19 protein-coding genes are annotated in these 21,411 nt (G+C 74.4%); 11 read left to right on the top strand and 8 right to left on the bottom strand.

The window, feature by feature from the left end:
- Positions 1-4: 4 nt before the first annotated feature.
- Both PED38_RS06195 and PED38_RS06190 read right to left on the bottom strand, forming a co-directional pair.
- Positions 5-1,003: an SDR family oxidoreductase gene (locus PED38_RS06195; protein WP_063072716.1), complete on the bottom strand. Its 999-nt coding sequence runs from the start codon at positions 1,001-1,003 to the stop codon at positions 5-7.
- Positions 1,004-1,100: 97 nt separating this feature from the next.
- Positions 1,101-2,789, bottom strand: coding sequence for a long-chain-fatty-acid--CoA ligase (locus PED38_RS06190; protein ID WP_270980340.1), 1,689 nt, complete (start codon positions 2,787-2,789; stop codon positions 1,101-1,103).
- 152 nt (positions 2,790-2,941) lie between these two features.
- Between PED38_RS06190 and PED38_RS06185 the strand changes: the two genes are divergently transcribed.
- A complete protein-coding gene (locus tag PED38_RS06185; protein ID WP_270980339.1) occupies positions 2,942-4,273 on the top strand; it encodes an MFS transporter in 1,332 nt (443 codons plus the stop codon).
- Here the strand turns inward: PED38_RS06185 and PED38_RS06180 are convergent.
- A complete protein-coding gene (locus PED38_RS06180) occupies positions 4,261-5,190 on the bottom strand; it encodes an oxidoreductase (RefSeq protein WP_063072719.1) in 930 nt (309 codons plus the stop codon). The genes PED38_RS06185 and PED38_RS06180 overlap by 13 nt on opposite strands.
- A gap of 167 nt (positions 5,191-5,357) precedes the next feature.
- On the opposite strand from PED38_RS06180, the gene PED38_RS06175 reads away from it, so the two are divergent.
- Together PED38_RS06175 and PED38_RS06170 are read left to right on the top strand one after the other, a co-directional pair.
- A complete protein-coding gene (locus PED38_RS06175; RefSeq protein WP_063072720.1) occupies positions 5,358-5,726 on the top strand; it encodes a hypothetical protein in 369 nt (122 codons plus the stop codon).
- A complete protein-coding gene (locus PED38_RS06170) occupies positions 5,723-6,940 on the top strand; it encodes a M20/M25/M40 family metallo-hydrolase (protein WP_270980338.1) in 1,218 nt (405 codons plus the stop codon). Before PED38_RS06175 ends, PED38_RS06170 begins: the two co-directional genes overlap by 4 nt.
- A 39-nt stretch (positions 6,941-6,979) precedes the next feature.
- Here PED38_RS06170 and PED38_RS06165 read toward each other — a convergent pair whose 3' ends face one another.
- Positions 6,980-7,486: a metallophosphoesterase family protein gene (locus PED38_RS06165; RefSeq protein ID WP_270980337.1), complete on the bottom strand. Its 507-nt coding sequence runs from the start codon at positions 7,484-7,486 to the stop codon at positions 6,980-6,982.
- 112 nt (positions 7,487-7,598) lie between these two features.
- Here PED38_RS06165 and PED38_RS06160 point away from each other — a divergent pair, with 112 nt between their 5' ends.
- From PED38_RS06160 to PED38_RS06130, 7 genes are all read left to right on the top strand, one after another.
- The gene (locus PED38_RS06160; RefSeq protein WP_270980336.1) at positions 7,599-8,213 is read left to right on the top strand and encodes a sulfite oxidase-like oxidoreductase; all 615 of its coding nucleotides are present in this window, start codon (positions 7,599-7,601) and stop codon (positions 8,211-8,213) included.
- 32 nt (positions 8,214-8,245) lie between these two features.
- Complete coding sequence (locus PED38_RS06155; protein WP_270980335.1) at positions 8,246-8,974, top strand: FAD-binding oxidoreductase; 729 nt, start codon at positions 8,246-8,248, stop codon at positions 8,972-8,974.
- A 103-nt stretch (positions 8,975-9,077) separates the two neighbouring features.
- Complete coding sequence (locus PED38_RS06150; RefSeq protein WP_063072724.1) at positions 9,078-9,611, top strand: DUF1697 domain-containing protein; 534 nt, start codon at positions 9,078-9,080, stop codon at positions 9,609-9,611.
- Between the two features lie 123 nt (positions 9,612-9,734).
- Positions 9,735-10,733 (top strand): oxygenase MpaB family protein, encoded by a 999-nt coding sequence (locus PED38_RS06145; RefSeq protein WP_270980334.1) that lies wholly within the window; start codon positions 9,735-9,737, stop codon positions 10,731-10,733.
- A gap of 93 nt (positions 10,734-10,826) precedes the next feature.
- Positions 10,827-12,104 carry a DNA polymerase IV gene (locus PED38_RS06140; protein WP_270980333.1) on the top strand — a complete coding sequence of 426 codons (1,278 nt, stop codon included), beginning with the start codon at positions 10,827-10,829 and terminating at the stop codon, positions 12,102-12,104.
- 26 nt (positions 12,105-12,130) lie between these two features.
- A complete protein-coding gene (locus PED38_RS06135) occupies positions 12,131-12,577 on the top strand; it encodes a hypothetical protein (protein WP_063072727.1) in 447 nt (148 codons plus the stop codon).
- A gap of 94 nt (positions 12,578-12,671) precedes the next feature.
- A complete protein-coding gene (locus tag PED38_RS06130) occupies positions 12,672-12,998 on the top strand; it encodes a hypothetical protein (RefSeq protein ID WP_270980332.1) in 327 nt (108 codons plus the stop codon).
- 15 nt (positions 12,999-13,013) lie between these two features.
- Here PED38_RS06130 and PED38_RS06125 read toward each other — a convergent pair whose 3' ends face one another.
- The 4 genes from PED38_RS06125 to glgX all read right to left on the bottom strand — a co-directional run bounded on the left by PED38_RS06125 (position 13,014) and on the right by glgX (position 20,836).
- Positions 13,014-14,327, bottom strand: a complete 1,314-nt coding sequence (locus tag PED38_RS06125; RefSeq protein WP_063072729.1) for a UDP-glucose dehydrogenase family protein — start codon at positions 14,325-14,327, stop codon at positions 13,014-13,016.
- Between the two features lie 157 nt (positions 14,328-14,484).
- Positions 14,485-16,287 carry a malto-oligosyltrehalose trehalohydrolase gene (treZ, locus tag PED38_RS06120; protein WP_270980331.1) on the bottom strand — a complete coding sequence of 601 codons (1,803 nt, stop codon included), beginning with the start codon at positions 16,285-16,287 and terminating at the stop codon, positions 14,485-14,487.
- 2 nt (positions 16,288-16,289) lie between these two features.
- The gene (gene treY, locus PED38_RS06115) at positions 16,290-18,635 is read right to left on the bottom strand and encodes a malto-oligosyltrehalose synthase (protein ID WP_270980330.1); all 2,346 of its coding nucleotides are present in this window, start codon (positions 18,633-18,635) and stop codon (positions 16,290-16,292) included.
- Positions 18,632-20,836: a glycogen debranching protein GlgX gene (gene glgX / locus PED38_RS06110; RefSeq protein WP_063072732.1), complete on the bottom strand. Its 2,205-nt coding sequence runs from the start codon at positions 20,834-20,836 to the stop codon at positions 18,632-18,634. The genes treY and glgX overlap by 4 nt, the downstream gene beginning before the upstream one ends.
- 203 nt (positions 20,837-21,039) lie before the next feature.
- On the opposite strand from glgX, the gene PED38_RS06105 reads away from it, so the two are divergent.
- Positions 21,040-21,372 carry a hypothetical protein gene (locus PED38_RS06105; RefSeq protein ID WP_063072733.1) on the top strand — a complete coding sequence of 111 codons (333 nt, stop codon included), beginning with the start codon at positions 21,040-21,042 and terminating at the stop codon, positions 21,370-21,372.
- Positions 21,373-21,411 lie beyond the last annotated feature (39 nt).

The raw sequence follows: 21,411 nt of genomic DNA, 5'->3' as shown, positions 1-21,411 counted from the left end.
GAGGCTATCGGCGCCGGAGCGCGGCGACCCCGGCGACGACGCCGGAGAGGAGGGCGCCCGCGCCGATCGCGACGGTCGTGGCGCGGTTGCGGATGATCCAGACCTGCGGGCTCGTCATCCGCGCCCGGTCGCTGAAGATGCCGCGCGCTCCGTGATCGCCCGCGGTGGGCGTGTAGAGGTTCGTCGTGAGCATGGGCTGCGTCTTGTCCTCGGCCTGCTGGCCGGAGTAGCCCGTCTTCGCGAGGTAGCCGTCGAGCCAGTTCGCCACGAAGCGGTTCCCGAGCACGGTCATCACGGTGGGCTCGCCGACCCAGTTGCGGCGCTTCGGCTTCTCGGCGACCGCGGCGATGGCCTGCGCGCCCACCTCGGGCTCGAAGATGGGCGGCACCGGTTGCGGGTGGTGCGGCAGCTGCGACTTGACCCAGTTGAACTGGATCGTGTTGAGGGCGGGCATGTCGACCGTGGAGATCTTCACGGCGCTCTCGTTGTGGATCAGCTCGGTCGTCACCGACTCGGTGAAGCCCTGCACGGCGTGCTTCGCGGCGCAGTACGCGGCCTGCAGCGGGATCCCGCGGTGGGCGAGCGCGGAGCCGACCTGGATCACGTGGCCCCGGTCGCGCGGCACCATCCGGGAGAGCGCGGCGCGCGTGCCGTTGACGAAGCCGAAGTAGTTGACCGCCGTGGCCCGCTCGAAGTCGGCGGGGTCCGTCGTGAGGAACTCGCCGAAGACGCCGACCATGGCGTCGTTGACCCAGAGGTCGATGGGGCCGAGCTCGTCCTCCACGCGGTCGGCGGCGGCCTCGACGGCCAGGCGGTCGGCGACGTCGGTGGAGATCCCGAGGCCGCGGCGTCCGCGCGCCTCGATGTCGGCGACGGCTCCCGCGAGCCCGTCCTCGCCGCGCGCGAGGACGGCGACGTCCCAGCCGCGGTCCGCGAGCTCCCGGACGGTGGCCCGTCCCAGTCCCGCGGATCCTCCCGTGACGACGGCGATGCCTCTGGTCATTGCGCTCCTTCGATGGTTGGTGCACGAAACGTGCTTGTCCACCGTAGGACCGCGGTGCCCCGCGGAGGCGTCGCGGCCGGGACCTGCCAGGCGGCGGTCAGCCTTCGCGCTGCAGCTCCTCGCGCACCTGGCGGCGGAGCACCTTGCCGATGAGGGAGGTCGGCAGCGCGTCGACCCGCACGACGCGGCGCGGGACCTTGTAGGCGGTCAGGTGCGCGCGGCAGTAGGCGCGGATCGCGGCCTCGTCGAGGGTCGCGCCGGGATCCAGCACGACCGCGGCCGTGACGTCCTCGCCGCCATCCGCCGACGGGAGACCGACCACGGCGACGCCCTGCACGCCGGGGGCGCCGCGCACGACGTCCTCGACCTCGCTGGGCGAGACGTTGAAGCCGCCCGTGATGATGAGCTCCTTCATCCGGTCGACGATGGTCGTGAAGCCGTCGGCGTCGACGCGCACGATGTCGCCCGTGCGGAACCAGCCGCCCTCGAGGAGCGCGGCGCGCGACTCGTCCGGGCGGCGCCAGTAGCCCTGGAACACCTGCGGGCCGCGGATGAGCAGCTCGCCCTCCTCGCCGGGGGCGCGGTCGACCGTCGGGTCCTCGGGATCCACGACGCGCACCTCGGTGCTCGGGAACGGGACGCCCACGGTGCCGGGCCGCCGGGACGGGCCGATGGGGTTGCCGAGCGCGACGGGCGACGTCTCCGTGAGGCCGTAGCCTTCGACGAGGTAGCCGCCCGTGAGGCCCTCCCACAGCTCGACGGTGGCGACGGGCAGGTTCATGGCCCCGGAGATCGCGAAGCGGACGCCCGTGAGGTCGACCCGCTTCTCCTTCGCTCCGCGTGCCAGGCGCTCGTAGATGGGCGGCACGGCGGGCAGGAACGTCGGCGGGTGCTTCCGCGCGGCGGCGAGCACGAGGTCCACGTCGAACTTCGGGAAGAGCACCAGCCGGGCGCCGATCGCCATGGCGAAGGTGAGGCAGAGCGTGAGGCCGTAGGCGTGGAACATGGGCAGCACGCCGTAGACGGTCTCGCCGCCGTCGGCGAGGCCCGGCACCCAGGCGCGGCCCTGCATCGCGTTGGCGTGCAGGTTGCGGTGGGTGAGGATCGCGCCCTTGGGGCTCGCCGTGGTGCCGCTCGTGTACTGGAGGATCGCCACGTCGTCGAGCGCCGGCCGGGGGCGGGAGGCGGCGATGCGGCGGTGGTCGACGAGCTGCTCCCACGTGACGGTGTCCGTGACGGGCGCGGTGATCGCGGCCCGGGCGCGTCGGGCCGCGGGTACCGGCAGGCGGAGCTTGAGGCGCATGGCGAGCGGCATGGCGGCCGGCAGGTCGACGGAGACGATCGTGTCGACGGGCACGTCGCGCGGCATGTCCTGGATCGTGCCCACGACGGTGTTCCAGGCGATCGCGACGCGAGCGCCGTGGTCCTCGAACTGGTGGCGGAGCTCGCGCGGCGTGTAGAGCGGGTTGTGCTCGACGACGATGGCGCCGAGCCGCAGCACCGCGTAGAACGCGATCACGTGCTGCGGGCAGTTGGGCAGCACGAGCGCGACGCGGTCGCCCTTCTTCACGCCGAGCTTGCGCAGTCCCTCCGCGGCGCGGCTGATCAAGTCGCCGAGCTCCCGATAGGTCGTCTCGCGCCCGAAGAACTCCAGCGCGACGGCCTTGGCGTGCCGCTGGATGCTGCGCTCGACCATGTCGACGAGCGATCCGACGACGTGCGGGATGTCCGCCGACACCCCGTCCGCGTAGCTGCGTACCCAGGGGCGGTCGGCGTCGAGGCTCATGTCCCCACCATAGGGAATGCGGCCGGGTGGGACCCGGGCGCGACCGCGGATCGGCCAGGCGCGCCAGGGTGGGGGACGGGCCGCGGCGACGACGGCGGATGCCCCTACCGTGGCACCGGCCGCCGACGTGGAGCCGCGAGACGGGGAGCGGGATGACGGGACGCGATGCGCGGAGCGGCATCGCCCGCGCCCTGCGGACGGTGGGCGCGGGTCACCTCGCCGCATGGAGCGCGCTGCCGCGGCCCGTGCGCGTCCTCATCGCGGCCCGGAGCGTGAACCGGCTCGGCGCGGCCACCCTGCCGTTCCTCGCGGTCGTGCTGACCGGGCAGATGGGCGCCTCCGTCGCCGCGGCGGGCGCCGTGGTGGCGCTCTTCGGCGCGGCGACGATCCCGTCCCGGCTGCTGGGCGGCCGGCTGGCGGACGCCGTGGGGCGGCGGACCGCCATCGTGACGGGCCTCGTGCTGACGGCGGTCTGCCAGCTGGCGCTGGCCGCAGCGCCCGACCTGCGGACGGCGGCCGTGGCGGCGGTGCTCCTCGGGCTGTCCTTCGAGCTCTACGAGCCGGCCAGCCAGGCCCTCGTCGCGGACCTCGTCGAGGGGGACGGGGACCGGGTCGCGGCGTACGGGATGCTGGCGGCGTGCCTCGCCGCGGCGGGCGTCGTCGCGGGCGTCCTCGCCACGGCCGTCGGCGGCGTCGACCTCCGTCTCCTCTTCGTGGCGGACGCGGCGAGCTGCCTCGCCTGCGCTGCCCTGGTGCGCCTCGGCCTGCCGGCCCCGGCCGCGGGACCGAGGGGGTCGGCGGATCGGGCTGCGGACTCTCGCACGCGCAGCGGGGCGGCCGACGGCGGCGCGATGGCCGACGACAGCGCCGCGCGGTCGCCATGGCGCGATCCGGTCCTCCTCGGCATGCTCGCCTCGGGCACCGGCTTCGCGATCCTCTACCTCCAGCTCGACGTGCTCCTGCCCCTGACCCTCGCGGCGCGGGGGACGGAGCCGTCGCGGGCCGGCCTGCTGTTCGCGCTCTCCGCGCTCGTCGTGGTGCTCGGCCAGCCGCTGCTCCGGAGCGTGCCCCTGTCGCGTCTCCGTCCGGGGCCCGCCATGGCGCTCGGCTTCGCGCTGCTGGGCACCGGCTTCGCCGTGACCGGCTCCGCCGGCGGTCCGCTCGGGCTGGCGGCCGCCGCCGTCGTGTGGAGCGTCGGCGACCTGCTCCTGCTCGGACGCGCGCCCGCGCTGGTCGTCGCCCTGGCGCCGGTCGCCTCCCGGGCCCGCTACCTCTCGGCGTACGGCGTGAGCTGGGGCATCGCCGCGATGGTCGGACCGCTCCTCGGCACCCAGCTGCTGGCGCGCATCGGCGTGGCCGGCACCTGGGTCGCGCTCGGCCTCGGGGGAGTCGCGCTCGCCCTCGTGCAGCCGCTCGTCGTGCGCCGCGTGGCCGCCCGGTCGATCGGCCGTCGGGCGGGCCGCTCCGCGGATCAGGCCGGGTAGACCACGCCCGTCAGCTGCTCGGACGCGTCCCACAGCCGGCGGGCGAGCTCGGCGTCCTTCGACCACGGGCTCGACGCGGCGAGGTGCGGCATGCCGCTCATGCCCCCGGCGCCCGCGGGTCCGTAGTAGTCGCCCGGGTGCACGCCGAGGCCCGTCGCCGCCTGGATCTGCGGCAGGGCGCCCACGCGCACGTCCTGGCCCAGGGCGGCCGGGCCGAACTTCGCGGCGAGGTCGCTCATCACGCCCTGCGGGCCGGACCCGGGGCCGTTCTTCGCGAGGTTGGTCGACGTGACGCCGGGGTGCGCGGCCGCGGCGGTGAGCCCCCAGCCGCGCTCGTCGGACAGCGCCTGCAGGCGGCGCATGAACAGCAGGTTGGCGAGCTTCGCCTGGCCGTACGCGGCCCACGGGCTGTAGCGCTCCTCCGACTGGAGGTCGCCGAACGCGATGCGCCCCATCCAGTGCGCGAGGCTCGACACGACGACGACGCGCGGGGCGTCGGCCGACTGGAGCGCGGGCAGCAGGAGGCCCGTCAGGGCGAAGTGGCCGAGGTGGTTCGTGCCGAGCTGGAGCTCGAAGCCGTCGCGGGTCTCGCGGCGGTCCGGCGGCGCCATGACGCCCGCGTTGTCGACCAGGATGTCGATCGGCCCGGCCTCGATCTCGCGTGCCGCGAAGGCGCGCACGGAGGCGAGGTCGGCGAGGTCGAGGGATCCGACCTCCACGTGGACGCCGGGGTGGCGGTCGCGGATCGCGCCCGCGGCGTCCTCGCCGCGCTCCGGGTCGCGCGACGTGAGCACGACGGAGGCGCCGGCCGCGGCGAGGCGGCGTGCCGTCTCGAGGCCGAGGCCGCTGTTGCCGCCGGTGACGACGGCGCGCTTCCCGTCGAGCGGGCTGATGATGATGTCGGTGGGACGGGGCACGCGGACTCCTCATTGCGGGTGGGACCCCCACGCTAGCCGCCGCGGCCGGGCGTCGTCCGTGCGGCGGGCGGGGCCGGGCGCGCCGGATGCGCCGGACGGGCTCCCCGTGACCGCGGCGGGCCGCGTGCCGGGCGGCGGCGGGGAGCGTCCGATGGGACGATGGGCGCATGTGGATGAGACGCGGCCGGGACGGTTCCGAGGACGAGCGCGGCGGTGAGGGCACGCACGCGATCGGCGTGGGCGCCGTGGTCGTCATCGTCGACGGCGCCGCCGCGACCGGCGACGCGACGCTCGCGGGCGAGCCCGTGGGCCTCGTGGTCGCATCCGCGTCCGACGGGCTCCGCAGCGTCAGCCCGGTGCCGACCGCCCGCGGCCGCGCCTGGCTCGTGGAGCTCGGCGCCGACGAGGACGAGAGTCCCGGCCGCCGGGTCGTGGTGCCGCAGAGCGCGCTGCGTCTCGCGGACGACGCCGACGCGGCCGACGCCGGAGCGGGCGCGCCCGTGCTGCCCGCCGACGACCTGCCGCCGCGCCCGTGAGCGAGGCGGCCATCCCCGGCCCGGCGGACCCGTCCGCCGTCGACCCCGTCGACCTCGCCGCGGACCTCATCCGCATCGACTCCACGAACCCCGACCTCGTCCCGGGCGCCGCGGGGGAGGCCGCGGTCGCCGCGCACGTCGCCGCCTGGCTCCGCGCCCGCGGATTCGCCGTCCGGATCCTCGAGGACGCCCCCGGCCGCCCGACCGTCCTCGCGACCGCGGCGGGCACGGGCGGCGGGCGCACCATCCTGCTCGACGGGCACCTCGACACCGTGCCGCCCGGCGACCCCGAGCGCGGCGGCCTCCTGCCGCGCGTCGAGGACGGCCGCCTGCTCGGCCGCGGCGCGTTCGACATGAAGGCCGGGCTCGCGGCGATGATGGTCGCCGCCGACCGCGCCCGGCGGATCGGCACGCGCGGCGGCATCGTGCTCGCCCTGGTCGCCGACGAGGAGTTCGGCAGCATCGGCACCGAGGAGGCGCTCCGCACCCTGGCCGCCGACGGCACGGTCGTCGACGGCGCCGTGATCTCGGAGCCCAGCCAGTCCGAGGCGATCGTCGCCCACCGCGGCTTCGGCTGGTACGAGATCCGCCTGCGCGGACGCGCCGCGCACGGCTCCATGCCCGAGCAGGGCGTCGACGCCATCGCGCACGCAGGCCTCGTGCTCCGCGAGCTGGACGCCCTCGGCGCGCGGCTCGCGGCGGGCCCGCGGCACCCGCTGCTCGGCACGGGTGCGGTGCGCGTATCGCGCATCCACGGCGGCACGGACGCCGCGACCGTCGCCGAGGCCTGCACGCTCACCGTCGAGCGGCGCTACCTGCCCGGCGAGAGCCCGGCGGGCGTGGAGGCGGAGCTGCGGCGCATCCTCGACGCCGTCGTCGCCCGCACGCCCGATATGGACGCCGAGCTGGTGCCGCTCGTCGCCCGCGCGGCCTTCGAGGCCGACGTCGACGGACCGCTGGCCCGCGCCGTCCTCGACAGCGGCGCGCGCGTCACCGGCGCACCCGTCGCGCACCGCGGCGAGCCGTTCTGGACCGACGCCGGGCTCGTGCAGGAGGCCGGCATCCCGTGCATCCTGCTCGGCGTCACCGGCGGCGGCGCGCACGCGGCCGAGGAGTGGGCCGAGGTCGCCTCGGTCCGCGTGCTCGCGGACGTGCTCGAGGGCGCGATCCTCGACTTCTGCGGTCGAGCGGACGCTGCGGACCCGACGGCCTGAGGTCGCGCCCGCCGGGCCCGACCCGGCGGCGGCGGCGCGTCAGTCCCGCGTCGCCGACCGGACGAGCTCCACGTCGAGCCGCCCGGCGTCGGCCGTCGCGGTCATCCAGGTGAAGTCGGGCTGGCGCCGCCGGTCGGTGGGGGAGCCGGGGTTCAGCAGCCGGAGGCCGGCGGGCGTCACGGTGTCCCACGGGATGTGGCTGTGGCCGAACACGAGCACGTCGGTCTCGGGGAAGGCCGCGACCATCCGCCGCTCGCGTCCGGTGGACGCGCCCGTCTCGTGCGTGACGGCGATGCGGATCCCCTCCACGACCACGCGCGCCGTCTCGGGCAGACGCGCCCGCAGCCCCGCGGGGTCGTTGTTGCCCCAGCACGCGACCAGCCGCCGCGAGCGCGCCTCGAGCGCGTCGAGCGCGGGCTCGTCGACCCAGTCGCCGGCGTGGATCACGAGGTCGGCGGCCTCGACCGCCCGCCACAGCGCCGCCGGGAGGTCCTTCGCGCGCTTCGGGAGGTGGGTGTCGCTGAGGAGGACGAGCGATGCGGTCACGCGACCACGCTACGCGCCGGGCGTCGTCGGGAGCGTCACCGGGCGGCCGCCGGGCGGACGGGCGCGGCATGATGGACGGGACCCGTCCCCGACCGCCCTCCAGGAGGCGCGCATGACCGGCATCACCCGCGGCTTCGTCGGCCGCCCCAGGAAGGGCCCGGCCGACCGCCTCCCGCCCGGCCAATACGACACCGGGGGCGGCTGGCCCGTCCTCACGGCGGAGGCCGTGCCGAACCTGCCGGAGTCGCGCTGGTCGATCGCCGTCGACGGCCTCGTCGAACGGCCGACGACGTGGGACTGGGACCAGGCGCACGCGCTGCCCCGCTCCGAGTACGCGGGCGACATCCACTGCGTCACCACCTGGACCCGGCTCGACACGCGCTTCGCCGGCGTCAGCGTCGACACCCTGCTCGACGCCGCCGGCCCGCTGCCGGAGGCCCGCTTCGTCCTCGCGACCTCGCACTCCGGCTACACGACGAACCTCCCGCTGGAGGACCTCCGCGGCGGCCGCGCCTGGATCGCGTTCGAGGCCGACGGCCGCCCGCTCACCGCCGACCACGGCGGACCCGCGCGGCTCCTCGTGCCGCACCTCTACTTCTGGAAGAGCGCCAAGTGGATCGCGCGCCTCACGCTGCTCGACCGCGACCGGCAGGGGTTCTGGGAGCGCAACGGCTACCACGACCGCGGCGACCCGTGGCGCGAGCAGCGCTACCAGGGCGACCGCTGAGCGCGCTCGCGGGCGCGTCCCCGGCCGACCACGTGCCCGCCGAGCCCGTCCTGCCCGCCGTCCCCGCCTCCGTCGGCGGCGAGTGGCGCACCGCGACGATCACGGCGCTCGAGCACCCGACGCCCGGCACCGTGCTGCTGCGGTTCGACGTGCCCGACCGGATCCCGCACCTCCCCGGCCAGCACTGCGTCGTGCGCCTGCGCGCGGAGGACGGCTACGTCGCGCAGCGCTCGTACTCGATCCTGTCGGCGCCGCACGAGCGGGGGATCGAGCTGCTCCTGGAGCGCTACGAGGACGGCGAGGTCAGCGGCTTCTTCGCCGAGATCGCGCGGGCCGGCGACGAGATCGAGATGCGCCTCCCCATCGGCGGCTTCTTCGTCTGGGACGGCGCGACGCCCGCGGTCGCGCTCGGCGGCGGGACGGGCGCGGTGCCGATCGTGTCGATGATCCGCCACGCGCGGCACCTCGGCGTCCCCGGGCTCGTGCGCGCCGCCGTCTCGGCGCGGACCGCTCACGACGTGCCGTGCCGCGGGGAGCTCGAGGCGGCCGGCGCGCTCGTCGCGACGACGCGCGAGCGGCACGGGGAACGGGGCTTCGGCCGGCTCCGGCCGGAGGAGGTCGCCGATCTCGCGGCGGGAGCGCGCGTGGCGTTCGTCTGCGGATCCACCGCCTTCGCCGGCGGGGCGACGCGCCTCCTCCTCGACGCGGGCGTCCCGCGGGAGGCGATCCGGGTGGAGCAGTTCGGCCCGTCCGGCGACTGAGCCCGCGCGGACGCCCGTCCGCGTGGCGTCCCGCCGTTCCGTCCGCGCCGATCCCGGGCCACACTGGTCCGGACGGCGAGGGCGCCGGGGGAGCGGGTGCCGGATGGAGCGGTCGGTCGTGCTGCTGCGCGGGATCAACGTCGGGCGGGCGAAGCAGGTGCCCATGTCCGCGCTCACGCAGGCGCTCGAGGGCCTCGGCTACACCGGCGTGCGGACGCACCTCCGCAGCGGGAACGCCGTCGTCGACCACGTGCGCCCGGCCGGGCGGGGCGCCGCGGTCGCCATCGAGGACGCGGTGCGCCTCGCCACGGGCGTGACCGCCGACGTGCACGTGGTCGGCGCGGTCGACTTCCGTGCCATCGCCTCGGCGATCCCCTTCGCCGGCGTCGCGGACGACCCGTCCCTGCTCCTCGTCTCCTTCCTCGACCGGCCGCTGCGTCCGGCGCCCGCGCCCCCGTCCGCGGAGGGCATCGCGCCCGACCTGGTGCGCGTCGCCGAGCGCGCGGTGTACTCCTGGCACCCGGACGGCGTCTCGCGCTCGCGCATCCCCGCCTCCTTCTGGCGCGGCCTCGGAGCCTCCGTCACGGCGCGGAACGCCCGCACGGTCGCGGCCCTCGTCGCCCTCCTCGACGGCTGATCCGCCGTACAGCCGACATGGCCCCCGCACGGGGGACGCGTCCAGGGAGCCGTCACGCCCCCGTTCGGGATCCGTGCCGCGGGGACCTCCCCAGGCTGGGAAACGCGGGATAGGTTCGATGACGTGAGCAGATACGCGGACCGCTGGAAGTCCCACATCCTGGAGACCTTCTCCGCCGACTCCGAGGGGCGACCCCAGTGGATCCAGGACCTGGAGAAGGGCGACGACGCGGGCTGGTTCGGCCCGGGATCCGCCGTCTGGTCCGTCCACGGCGGCATGCCGTCGCTCGTCGCCGGGATCCGCGCGCTCCTCATGCAGACCCTGCATCCGGGCGCCATGGCGGGCGTGCACGACTGGTCGCGGTACCGCGAGGATCCGCTCGGCCGACTCGCCGGCACCGTGCGCTGGGTGGTCACCACCTCGTTCGGCGACCGCGACACGGCCGTCGACGTCAGCCGGCGCGTCCGCGGGTACCACCGCAAGGTCCAGGGCACCTTCGTGGACGGACACGGCGTCGAGCGCCCCTACAGCGCGAACGACCCCGACCTCCTGTCCTGGGTGCACATCGTCTTCACCGACGCCTTCCTCAGCACGCACATGCAGTGGGGCCCGCCGATCCCGGGCGGCCCCGACCGGTACGTGGCCGAGTGGGCCAAGGCGGGCGAGCTGATGGGCGTCGAGGCGCCGCCGCGCTCGCACGCCGAGCTGCACGCGCAGATCGACGCCTTCCACGACCAGGGCCTGCTCCGCGCGGACGAGCGCACGCGCGAGACGATCTCGTTCCTCCGTGAGCCGCCGCTGCGCCCGTCGATGCTCCCCGCCTACCGGGTGCTCTTCGCGGGAGCCGTCGCCTCGCTCGAGCCGCGGTACCGCGAGCTGCTCGGCCTCGACCGTGCCTCCTTCGGCCCGTTCCCGCTGCCGGCGCTGGCGTCGACGCGGGTGATGCTGGGCGTGGCCGGCCGCGTCATGGGGGCGCAGTCGACGAGCCACGAGGCGGCGCTCAAGCGCATCGCGCGGCTCGAGGACGAGCGGGACGGGCGGCGGGACGGCGGCGGCGTCGACGTCGCCGCGGAGGCGGAGTGCGACGACGACGCCGGGCACCGCGCCCAGCCCGCCGCCTGATCCGCGCCGCGCGCCGCGACCCTCCGCCCGCGCCGCGCCGCGGCTCCGCCGACGTCGACCGATGTCGGCGGCCCGGGCTAGCGTGAGGACGACATGAGCAGGCAGGACGGATCGACGAGGCGCACGTCCGACGCGAGCGCGGACGACTCCGAGGCGACCATCCTCCACATCGACATGGACGCGTTCTTCGCCGCCGTCGAGCTGCTCGAGCGGCCGGAGCTCCGCGGCACGCCCGTCATCGTGGGCGGCTCGGCGGGGCGCGGCGTCGTCACGAGCGCCACGTACGAGGCGCGCCGGTTCGGGGTCCGGTCGGCCATGCCCATGGCGCAGGCCCTCCGTCTCTGCCCGCAGGCCACGGTCATCGGCGGGCACATGGAGAAGTACGCGCACTGGTCGAAGGTCGTCATGGGGATCTTCCGCGACGTCACGCCGCTCGTGGAGCCGCTGTCCATCGACGAGGCGTTCCTCGACGTGGCCGGGGCGCGGAACCTGTTCGGCTCGCCCGCGGAGATCGGCGCGATGATCCGCCGCCGCGTCCACGCGGAGACCGGCCTCACCTGCTCGGTCGGCGCCGCGTCCACCAAGTTCGTCGCCAAGCTCGCGAGCACCCGCTGCAAGCCGGACGGCCTCCTCGTCATCCCGGCCGCCGAGACGCTCCCGTTCCTCCACGCGCTGCCGGTCGGCGCGCTGTGGGGCGTGGGGAAGACCACCGAGGAGGCGCTCCTCCGCCGTGGCCTCCGCACGGTGGCCGACATCGCCGACACGCCCCTGCCCGCGCTGCAGTCGATGCTCGGCGAGTCCGCGGGCGCCCGGCTGCACGACCTCTCCTGGGGACGCGACCCGCGACGCGTCAGCACGCACCGCGAGGAGAAGAGCATGGGGCACGAGAACACGTTCTCCGACGACGTGGCGGATCCGGCGATCGTGCGCCGCGAGCTCCTCGGCCAGGCCACGCGCGTCGCGGAGCGGCTGCGGCGTGCCGGGCTCACCGCGCGCACCGTGTCGCTCAAGCTCCGCTACTCCGACTTCCGCACCATCACGCGCTCGCGCACGCTGTCCGAGCCGACGGACGTCGCGCGGCGCATCTACGACGAGATCCGCGAGGTCTACGAGCAGGTCGCACGCCCGGGCGACCGGATCCGGCTCGTGGGCGTGCGGGCCGAGCAGCTCGACGACGCCGACAACCGGGCCGTCGCGCTGTGGGACGCCGACGAGGGCTGGCGCGAGGCCGAGCGCACGGTCGACCAGGCAGCGGCGCGCTTCGGCCGGGGCGCCATCGGGCCGGCGTCGCTCCTGCGGCGGCCCGGCGCGGACGGTACCACGGCGTCGGACCCGCGCTCCGCGCCCTCGGGACGCGATAACCTCCGGTGACATCCGCCCTACTGACGAGGACCACCGTGACCGATCCCGCCGCGCCCGCATCCGACGACCAGCCCGCAGCTCCCGCGCCTGCCGCACCGGCGGCGCCGTCCGTGCAGCCGCACCCGAGCGCGTCCGCCCCGGCCGCCCCGCCGTACGGCCTCGCGCCCGCACCGGTGCCGCCCGCCCCGGCGGCGGTGGCCTGGGGCCAGCCCGTCTACGCGGCCGCGCCCCCCAAGGGCATGAGCCTCACCTCGATGATCCTCGGCCTCGTCTCGGTCTTCTTCTTCTGGACGTTCCTGTGCCCGCTCATCGGCCTGGTCTTCGGCGTCATCGGCATCCGCAAGGAGCCGGCCGGCCGCGGGTTCGCCATCACCGGCCTCATCCTCAACGGCCTGCTGCTGCTCATCCCCGTGGCCATCGGGATCTCGATCATCGTCGCGGGCGGCGCGCTCATGGGCTTCGCGGCGACCACTCCGCGCTGATCGGGCGCGCGCTCCACGGAAGCGTGGATGACGCGCTCCCCGGAGCGCGACATCGGCTACTCTCCCGCGTCACCCACCCGACGCGAGGAGAGCCGTGGACGTCCGCCGCCCCGATCCCGATCCGCCTGCCGCCCGCCCGTCCGATCCACGCTGGCCTCAGCCGGCTCCGGTGGACGTGGGCGGGCTCGTCCCTCAGCAGAAGGGGCTGGCGACGTCCTCGGTGATCATCGGACTCGTCTCGCTCGTCGCCGGGTTCACCGTCGTGTGCCCGCTCGCGGGACTCGTCGTGGGGATCATGGCCCTGTGCAGCGAGCCCGACGGGCACGACCGCGCGATCGCCGGGATCCTGCTGAACGGCGCTGTCCTCGCCGCCCTGGTGAGCGTGTTCGCGATCATCGTCGGGGCGTTGGCCCAGGGGTGATCCGACCCGCGAGGACTAGGGCCGGCCCATGCCGCGGTAGCGCCAGCCGGCCGCGCGCCATGCGACGGGATCCAGGCAGTTGCGGCCGTCGACGATCACGGGCGTGGCCACGATGGCCTTGAGCTCCGCGGGGTCGATGGCGCGGTACTGCTTCCACTCGGTGAGCAGCATGACCACGTCGGCGTCGCGTGCGGCCTCCTGCCACGTGTCCACGTAGGTGAGCTCCGGGAAGCGGCGGCGCGAGTTCTCGTTCGCGTACGGATCCGTCGCCAGCACGCGCGCACCCTGCAGCTGCAGCTGCGCGGAGATGCTGAGCGCGGGGGAGTCGCGCACGTCGTCGGACTCCGGCTTGAACGCGAGGCCGAGGACGGCGACGTTGCGGCCGAGCAGCGATCCCCCGCACACCTCGCGCGCCACGTCGACCGCGCGGACGCGGCGGCGCATGTTGATGGAGTCGACCTCGCGGAGGAACGTCAGCGCCTGGTCCGCCCCGAGCTCGCCGGCCCGGGCCATGAAGGCCCGGATGTCCTTGGGCAGGCAGCCGCCGCCGAAGCCGACGCCGGCGTTGAGGAAGCGGCGCCCGATGCGGTCGTCGTACCCGATGGCGTCCGCGAGCTGCGTGACGTCGGCGCCCGTCGCCTCGCACACCTCGGCCATGGCGTTGATGAACGAGATCTTGGTCGCGAGGAACGCGTTGGCGGAGACCTTGACGAGCTCGGCGGTCTCGTAGTCGGTGGTGACCCGGGCCGTGCCGGCGCCGATCGCGGTGGCGTAGACCTCGTCGAGCACGGCGCGGGCGGCCTCGCCCTCCTCGCCCGCGGGGAGCCCGTAGACGAAGCGGTCCGGCGTGAGGGTGTCCTCCACCGCGAAGCCCTCGCGCAGGAACTCGGGGTTCCACATGAGCGTGGCGCCGGGGACGCGGGCGTGGACGCGCTCGGCGAGCCGGCGGGCCGTGCCGACGGGGACGGTCGACTTGCCGGCGATGACGTCGCCGTCGGCCAGGTGCGGGATCAGCGCCTCGACGGCCGCGTCGACGTACGTGAGGTCGGCCGCGTTCTCGCCGCGCTTCTGGGGCGTGCCCACGGCGATGAAGTGCACGCGGGCCCCGGCGGTCTCCGCCGCGTCGGTGCTGAACCGCAGGCGCCCGGTCGCCAGCTGCTCGCTGAGGAGCTCGGGGAGGCCCGGCTCGAAGAAGGGGGCGACGCCCTGCTGGAGCGAGGCGATCTTGGCGGCGTCCACGTCGATGGCCACCACGTCGTGCCCGAGCCGGCTCATGCAGGCCGCGTGCACGGTTCCGAGGTAGCCGCAGCCGATCACTGAGATGCGCAAGGGGAGTCCGTTCCGTCGAGGGATGTCGCCGCTGCCGACGCTCGGGAACGACGTCGGCGTGCCCCCCAGCCCGGCCTGTTTCGAACCTAGCACGGGCGCGGGACCGCGCAGGGGGAGGGCCCGGGAGCACGTCGCCGCCCGCCCGGGCCCCGGTCGCTCAGGCGAGCAGCGCCTCCGCGGCGTCCGCCACCGGCCCGAGGATCGCGGCGGTGCGCGCCGGGAGCACGACCTCGTCCGCACCGAGCTCGACGCCCGGGGCGGTCCCGAGCAGCAGCGCGGGACGCTCGCCCACGACGGGCACCCGGCGCTCCTCGTCGGAGAGGTTGACCACGATCGACAGCTCGCCGCGGTCCATCACGAGCAGGCGCGCCTCCTCGTGCACCTCCACCTCGACCTCGGCGAACCGGGGGTCGGTGAGGTCGGGGTGCGCGCGGCGGAGGCGGATCAGCTCGCTGTAGAGCGCGAACAGCCGCGCGTGCTGCGACGCGGCGGCCTCGGCGCCGTACAGCTCCGACCAGTCGAGCTTCGAGTCCTGGAAGGTGGACGGGTCCTGCGGGTTCGGCACGACGGACTCGTCCCAGCCCATCCTCGCGAACTCCTCGATGCGGCCCTTCGCGGTCGCCTCGCCGAGGTCGTGCTCGGGGTGCGAGGTGAAGAACTGCCACGGGGTGGTCGCCCCCCATTCCTCGCCCATGAAGAGCATCGGCGTGAAGGGCGACGTGAGCGTGAGCACGGCCGCCAGCGCGAGCCCGCCCTCGTCGAGCGTCGCCGTCAGGCGGTCGCCGGTCGCCCGGTTGCCGATCTGGTCGTGGTTCTGGTTCGCGACCACGAGGCGGTGCGCGGGGATCCGCTCGAGGTCCAGCGGCCGACCGTGCACGCGGCCGCGGAACGACGACCACGTGCCGTCGTGGAAGAAGCCGCGCGTGATGACCTTGGCGAGCGCCCCGAGCGACGCGAAGTCCTCGTAGTAGCCCGTCGTCTCGCCCGTGAGCGCCACGTGGACGGCGTGGTGGAAGTCGTCGCTCCACTGCGCGTCGAGTCCGTAGCCGTGGGCCTCGCGCGAGGTGATCAGCTTCGGGTCGTTGAGGTCCGACTCGGCGATGAGCGTGAGCGGGCGGCCCACGTGCGCGGAGAGCACGTCCACCTGCACCGCGAGCTCCTCGAGGAGGTGCGTCGCCGTGTGGTCGACGAGCGCGTGCACCGCGTCGAGGCGCAGCGCGTCGACGTGGTAGTCGCCGAGCCACATGAGCGCGTTGTCGATGACGTACTCGCGGACGGGACCGGAGTCCTCCCCGTCGAGGTTGAGGCTGCTGCCCCACGTGTTCGCCGACGCCTCGTGCAGGTACGGGCCGTAGGCGGGCAGGTAGTTGCCCGAGGGGCCGAGGTGGTTGTACACGACGTCCTGCACGACGCCGAGGCCGCGCGCGTGGCAGGCGTCGACGAAGCGCTGGTACGCCTCGGGGCCGCCGTAGGTCTCCTGCACCGTGTACCAGAGGACGCCGTCGTAGCCCCAGTTGTGCGTGCCGTTGAAGCCGTTGACCGGCAGCACCTCCACCAGGTCGACGCCGAGCGCGACGAGGTGGTCGAGCCGGTCGATCGCGGAGTCGAGCGTGCCCTCGGGGGTGAAGGTGCCGATGTGCATCTCGTAGACGACGGCGCCGGCGAGCTGGCGGCCGGTCCACGCCTGGTCGGTCCACGCGAACGACGACGGGTCGTACGTGCGCGAGCGCCCGTGGACGCCCTCGGGCTGGCGGCGGGAGCGCGGGTCCGGCAGCGGGGTGTCGGAGTCGTCCACGAGGTAGCCGTAGTCGAGGTCGCCGGAGGGGAGGGCCTCGGCGCGCGCGGCGTCGAGGGTCCACCAGCCGTCGCCCACGGGGGAGAGCGGCAGGCGCTCGTCCCCCACGGACAGCGCGAGGGTGCGGGCCTTCGGGGCCCAGATGTCGAAGCGGTCGTCGGTCATGCTCAGCTCCCGGGGGTGAGGTCGGCGGCGGTGGAGGCGGGCGCGAGGATCGCGACCGGGTAGTCGGCGAGGAGCGCGGCCACGGAGACGCGTCCGCCGTCGAGGCGGCGGCCGCTCACGTGGTCGACGAGCTCGCCCTCGGGCAGCGTGATCGTGGTGGATCCCCATCCGCCGCCGGACTCCAGCCCCACGGGCAGGCGGGTGGCCACGGTGATGGCGCCGCCGCGGTCGAAGGCGATCACGTGCGCCGCGGCGTCGCCCGCCGCGTGCAGGGGGTCGTAGCCCGTGAACAGCTCCGGGTGGTCGCGGCGGAGGCGGAGCGCGCGCGCCGTGACGAGGAGCTTCGCGGCGCCCGTCTCGTCGATCGCGGGCTCGGCGCCCGTGAGCACGGCGTCGAGGGCGGCGCGACGCGTGCCGAAGTCGACCTCGCGGCGGTTGTCGGGATCCACCAGGCTCGTCTCCCACAGCTCGCTGCCCTGGTAGACGTCGGGCATGCCGGGGGCCGTCAGCTGGATGGCCTTGGCGGCCAGGGAGTTCGACCAGCCGGGGCCGGAGAGGCGGTCGTAGAGCCCGGCGACGATGGTGCGGGCGCGCGGGTCGTCGAACGCCGCGTCGACGAGCGCGTGCATGCGCTCCTCGAACGCCTCGTCGGGCGCGGTCCACGTGGTGGAGTCGCCGGCCTCGCGCGACGCCTTCTCGGCGTACGCGTGCAGGCGCTCGCGCGACGCGGGCCAGGTGCCGACGAGCGTCTGCCAGAGCAGGTTCTCGAACGGGCCGTCGCCGGTGGGCGCGACCTCGCGGAGCCGCTCGAGCGCGTCGCGCCACGCCTCGGGCGTCTCGGAGAGCACGTCGATGCGCGCGCGCACGTCCTCGCCGCGCTTCGTGTCGTGGGTCGACAGCGTGGTCATCGCGTGCGGCGCGATGCGCTGGCGCTCCTGCTGGCGCGCGTGGAAGTCGTCGACGTCGATGGCGAAGATCGACGGGTCGGCGCCGACCTCGTTGAGGGAGACGAGCCGCGAGTAGCGGTAGAACGCGGTGTCCTCGACGCCCTTCGCCATGACCATGCCGCTCGTCTGCTGGAAGCGCTGCGCGACGAGCGTGGACGGGTCGGACAGCTGCGGCATGAGCGCGTCGATGGTGGCGGCGAGGTCGGGGCGGCTGGCACGCGCGGCCTCGGCGGCCTCCTCGAGGTGCGCGAGCCCGCCCGGGAGGTAGCTGCGGTACACGGGGAAGGTGGCGAGCAGCTCGGCGAGCGCGTCGGCGGCGTCCGCGGGCGCGTCCTCGACGAGGCGCTCGAGGCGGAGCACCTCGCTGCGGAGGATCCCGTCGGCGATGCCGCGCTTGGTGCCGCGGATCATGTCGGCCCAGTCCGTGAGCTCACCCTGGGGCAGGCCGCGGAGGGACGCCTCGAGGTGATCGAGCTCGACCTGGCCGTCGGGGTCGACGAGCACGCGGTCGATCTCGGCGAGCGCGTCGTACCCGGTGGTCCCGGCGGTGGCCCAGTCGGTGGGCAGCGTCTCGCCGGGCTCGAGGATCTTCTCCACGAGCACGTACGCGCCGTCCGTGATCCGCGCCAGGTCGTCGAGGTAGCCCTTCGGGTCGAGCAGGCCGTCCGGGTGGTCGACCCGGAGGCCGTCCGCGAGCCCCTCGCGGAACCAGCGGGAGATCTCGGCGTGCGACTCCTCGAACACGCGAGGCAGCTCGACGCGGATGCCCGCGAGCGTGTTCACCGCGAAGAAGCGGCGGTAGTTGAGCTCGGCGTCGGCGCGACGCCAGTTGATCAGCTCGTACGACTGGCGCTCGTGCACCGTGCGGGCGTCCGCGTCGTCCTCGGCCGTGCCGGGCGCGACGGGGAACCGCTGGTCGTAGTAGCGCAGCTCGACGGTGCCGTCGTCGCCCCGGACCAGCGTCAGCTCGTCGAGCTCGGACTCGCCGTCGCCGAGCACGGGGATCCGCACCTTGCCGCGCCCGAAGTCCCAGTCCACGTCGAAGGCCTCGGCGTAGCGGCTCGCGGTGCCGTGGGTCAGGAGGTCCCACCACCAGAGGCTCTCCACCGGGGTGGCGACGCCGACGTGGTTCGGGACGATGTCCACCAGCACGCCCATCCCCAGCTCGTGGGCGCGGTCGGCGACGGCCTTCAGTCCCGCCGCCCCGCCCCGCGCCGGGTCCACCTGCGCGTGGTCGACCACGTCGTAGCCGTGGTCGGATCCGGGCTCCGCCGTGAGGATCGGGCTGAGGTAGACCCAGTCCGCGCCGAGGTCCTTCACGTACGGCAGCTGCGCCGCGACGGCCGCGAGGTCGAAGGACTCCCGCACCTGGAACCGGTAGGTGGAGATGGGGGTTCTCAACTGATGTCGCTCCTTGGGTCTGCGGCGGGCCGGTCGGCCTGCGCGTGGGTGAGGACCGCGAGGCTCGCCGCGACCGAGTGGTCGGGCTCCACCTCGGGCTCCGTGTAGGCGCGCAGCACCACGAGTGCCTTGGCCGCCACGTCCACGACGCTACTCGCGCGGAGCGCCGTCGAGTCGGCTCCGACGCCCGCGGTGTCGATCACGGTCTCCCACGCGTCCGCGTACTCGTCCGACGGGAGGGTGAACGACACGGGCTCGTCGTGGGCGTTGAAGTAGAGGAGGAAGTGCGTGTCGTAGATGTCCTCGCCGCGGCGGTCGCGCCCGCGGATCCCGTTGCCGTTGAGGAACATGCCGATCGCCCGGAGGCCGGACTCCCAGTCGTCGTCCACCATGGGTGTCGCGTCGGCGTCGAGCCAGACGATGTCGGGCAGCGGTTCGCCCTCGCCGCGGCGCACGGGCCGGCCGTCGAAGAAGCGGCCGCGCCGGAAGGTCGGGTGCTCCTTGCGCAGGCGCACCACCGAGGCGGTGAACTCCGCCAGCGGCTGGTCCGCCTGGTCCCAGTGCACCCAGCTGATCTCGTTGTCCTGCGCGTACGTGTTGTTGTTGCCCTGCTGGGTGCGGCCGAGCTCGTCGCCGTGCAGGATCATCGGCACGCCCTGCGACAGGATCATCGTCGCGAGCATGTTGCGCTGCTGCCGGCCGCGGAGCGTGAGCACCGCCGGGTCGTCCGTCGGCCCCTCCACGCCCATGTTCCAGGAGCGGTTGTGGCTCTCGCCGTCCTTGTTGTCCTCGCCGTTCGCCTCGTTGTGCTTCTCGTTGTAGGAGACGAGGTCGGCGATGGTGAAGCCGTCGTGCGCGGTGATGAAGTTGATCGACGCCACCGGGCGACGGCCCGAGTGCTCGTAGAGGTCGGCGGATCCGGTGATCCGGGCCGCGAACTCGCCGAGCGACGACGCCTCGCCGCGCCAGAAGTCGCGCACGGTGTCGCGGTACTTGCCGTTCCACTCGGTCCACTGCGGCGGGAAGTTGCCCACCTGGTAGCCGCCGGGGCCCACGTCCCACGGCTCGGCGATGAGCTTGACCTGCGACACCACCGGGTCCTGCTGCACGAGCTCGAAGAAGGTGGCGAGCTTGTCGACGTCGTAGAACTCGCGGGCGAGCGCGGAGGCGAGGTCGAAGCGGAAGCCGTCGACGTGCATCTCGGTGACCCAGTAGCGCAGCGAGTCCATGATCAGCTGGAGCGAGTGCGGGTGGCGCACGTTGAGCGAGTTGCCCGTGCCCGTGTAGTCCATGTAGTAGGTGGGGTCGTCCTCCATGAGCCGGTAGTAGGCCTGGTTGTCGATCCCCTTGAACGAGAGCGTCGGGCCGAGGTGGTTGCCCTCCGCCGTGTGGTTGTAGACCACGTCGAGGATGACCTCGATGCCGGCCGCGTGCAGCGCCCGCACCATGGACTTGAACTCCTGCACCTGCTGGCCGAGCTCGCCCGTGGACGAGTACGCGTTGTGCGGCGCGAAGAAGCCGATGGTGTTGTAGCCCCAGTAGTTGCGGAGGCCCTTCTCGAGCAGGGTGTTGTCCTGCACGAACTGGTGCACGGGCATCAGCTCGATGGCGGTGACGCCGAGGTGCTGCAGGTGGTCGATGACGGCGGGGTGCGCGATGCCCGCGTACGTGCCGCGCAGCTCCTCGGGGATCCGCGGGTGCAGCTGCGTGAGGCCCTTCACGTGCGCCTCGTAGACGACGGACTCGCTGTAGGGCGTGCGGGGGAGGCGGTCGCCGTCCCAGTCGAAGAAGGGGTTCACGACGACGCCGAGCATCATGTGCGGGCCCGAGTCCTCGTCGTTGCGGCTGGCCGGGTCGCCGAAGTCGTAGGCGAAGAGGGACGGGTGCCAGTCGAACTCGCCGCACGTGGCCTTGGCGTAGGGGTCCAGCAGCAGCTTCGCGGGGTTCGAGCGGTGCCCGTTCTCGGGCTCGTAGGGACCGGTCACCCGGTAGCCGTAGCGCTGGCCCGGCTGCACGTGCGGGAGGTAGCAGTGCCAGACGTGGGCGTCGACCTCGGTGACGTCGACGCGGGTCTCGGTGCCGTCCTCCTCGATGAGGCACAGCTGCACCTGCTCGGCCACCTCGCTGAACAGCGCGAAGTTCGTGCCGCTCCCGTCGAAGGTCGCGCCGAGCGGGTACGGGTTTCCGGGCCAGGTGTGCAAGTGGTCCTCCAGTTGGGTCGACTCGTCCCACGGCGGCGCGCGCGCGGGCGCGGATCCGTCGGGGGCGGGGCAGGCGGTGGATCCGCAGCTGCCGCAGCGGCGGGGGAGGCCGGATGCGACGCGACGACGCACCAGGGGCGAGGTTACCGCGAGGACCGGGATCGCCCGGCATCCGGCGGGGCTCGCGGGGTACGGTGGGACGCATGACCAACCTCGTCGCACAGCTCGCAGAGAACGTGAAGAACGCCGGAGTGGGGACGGTCTACGGCGACCCCCTCGACATCGACGGCTCGACCATCGTGCCCGTGGCATTCGCCTGGTACGGCTTCGGCGGGGGCAGCGACCTCCCCGACTCCGAGGGCAACGTCGCGGGCGGCGGCGGGGGCGGCGGCGCCACCTGGCCCATCGGCGCGTACATCGCCACCGACGGCGAGGTGCGCTTCCAGCCGAACGTCATCGCGCTGCTCGCGGTGGCCACGCCCGTCATCTGGATCTCGGGCAAGGTCCTCGTCAAGCTCATCAAGACGCTCAGGTAGCGACGGGCGCCCGGCCGGCGCGCACGACCACCGCGGAGC

Source organism: Clavibacter sp. CT19 (genome assembly GCF_027858075.1).
GTDB lineage: Bacteria > Actinomycetota > Actinomycetes > Actinomycetales > Microbacteriaceae > Clavibacter > Clavibacter tessellarius_A.
The sequence above is the reverse complement of the archived record's forward strand: the minus strand, read 5'-3'. Positions and strand labels throughout refer to the sequence as shown.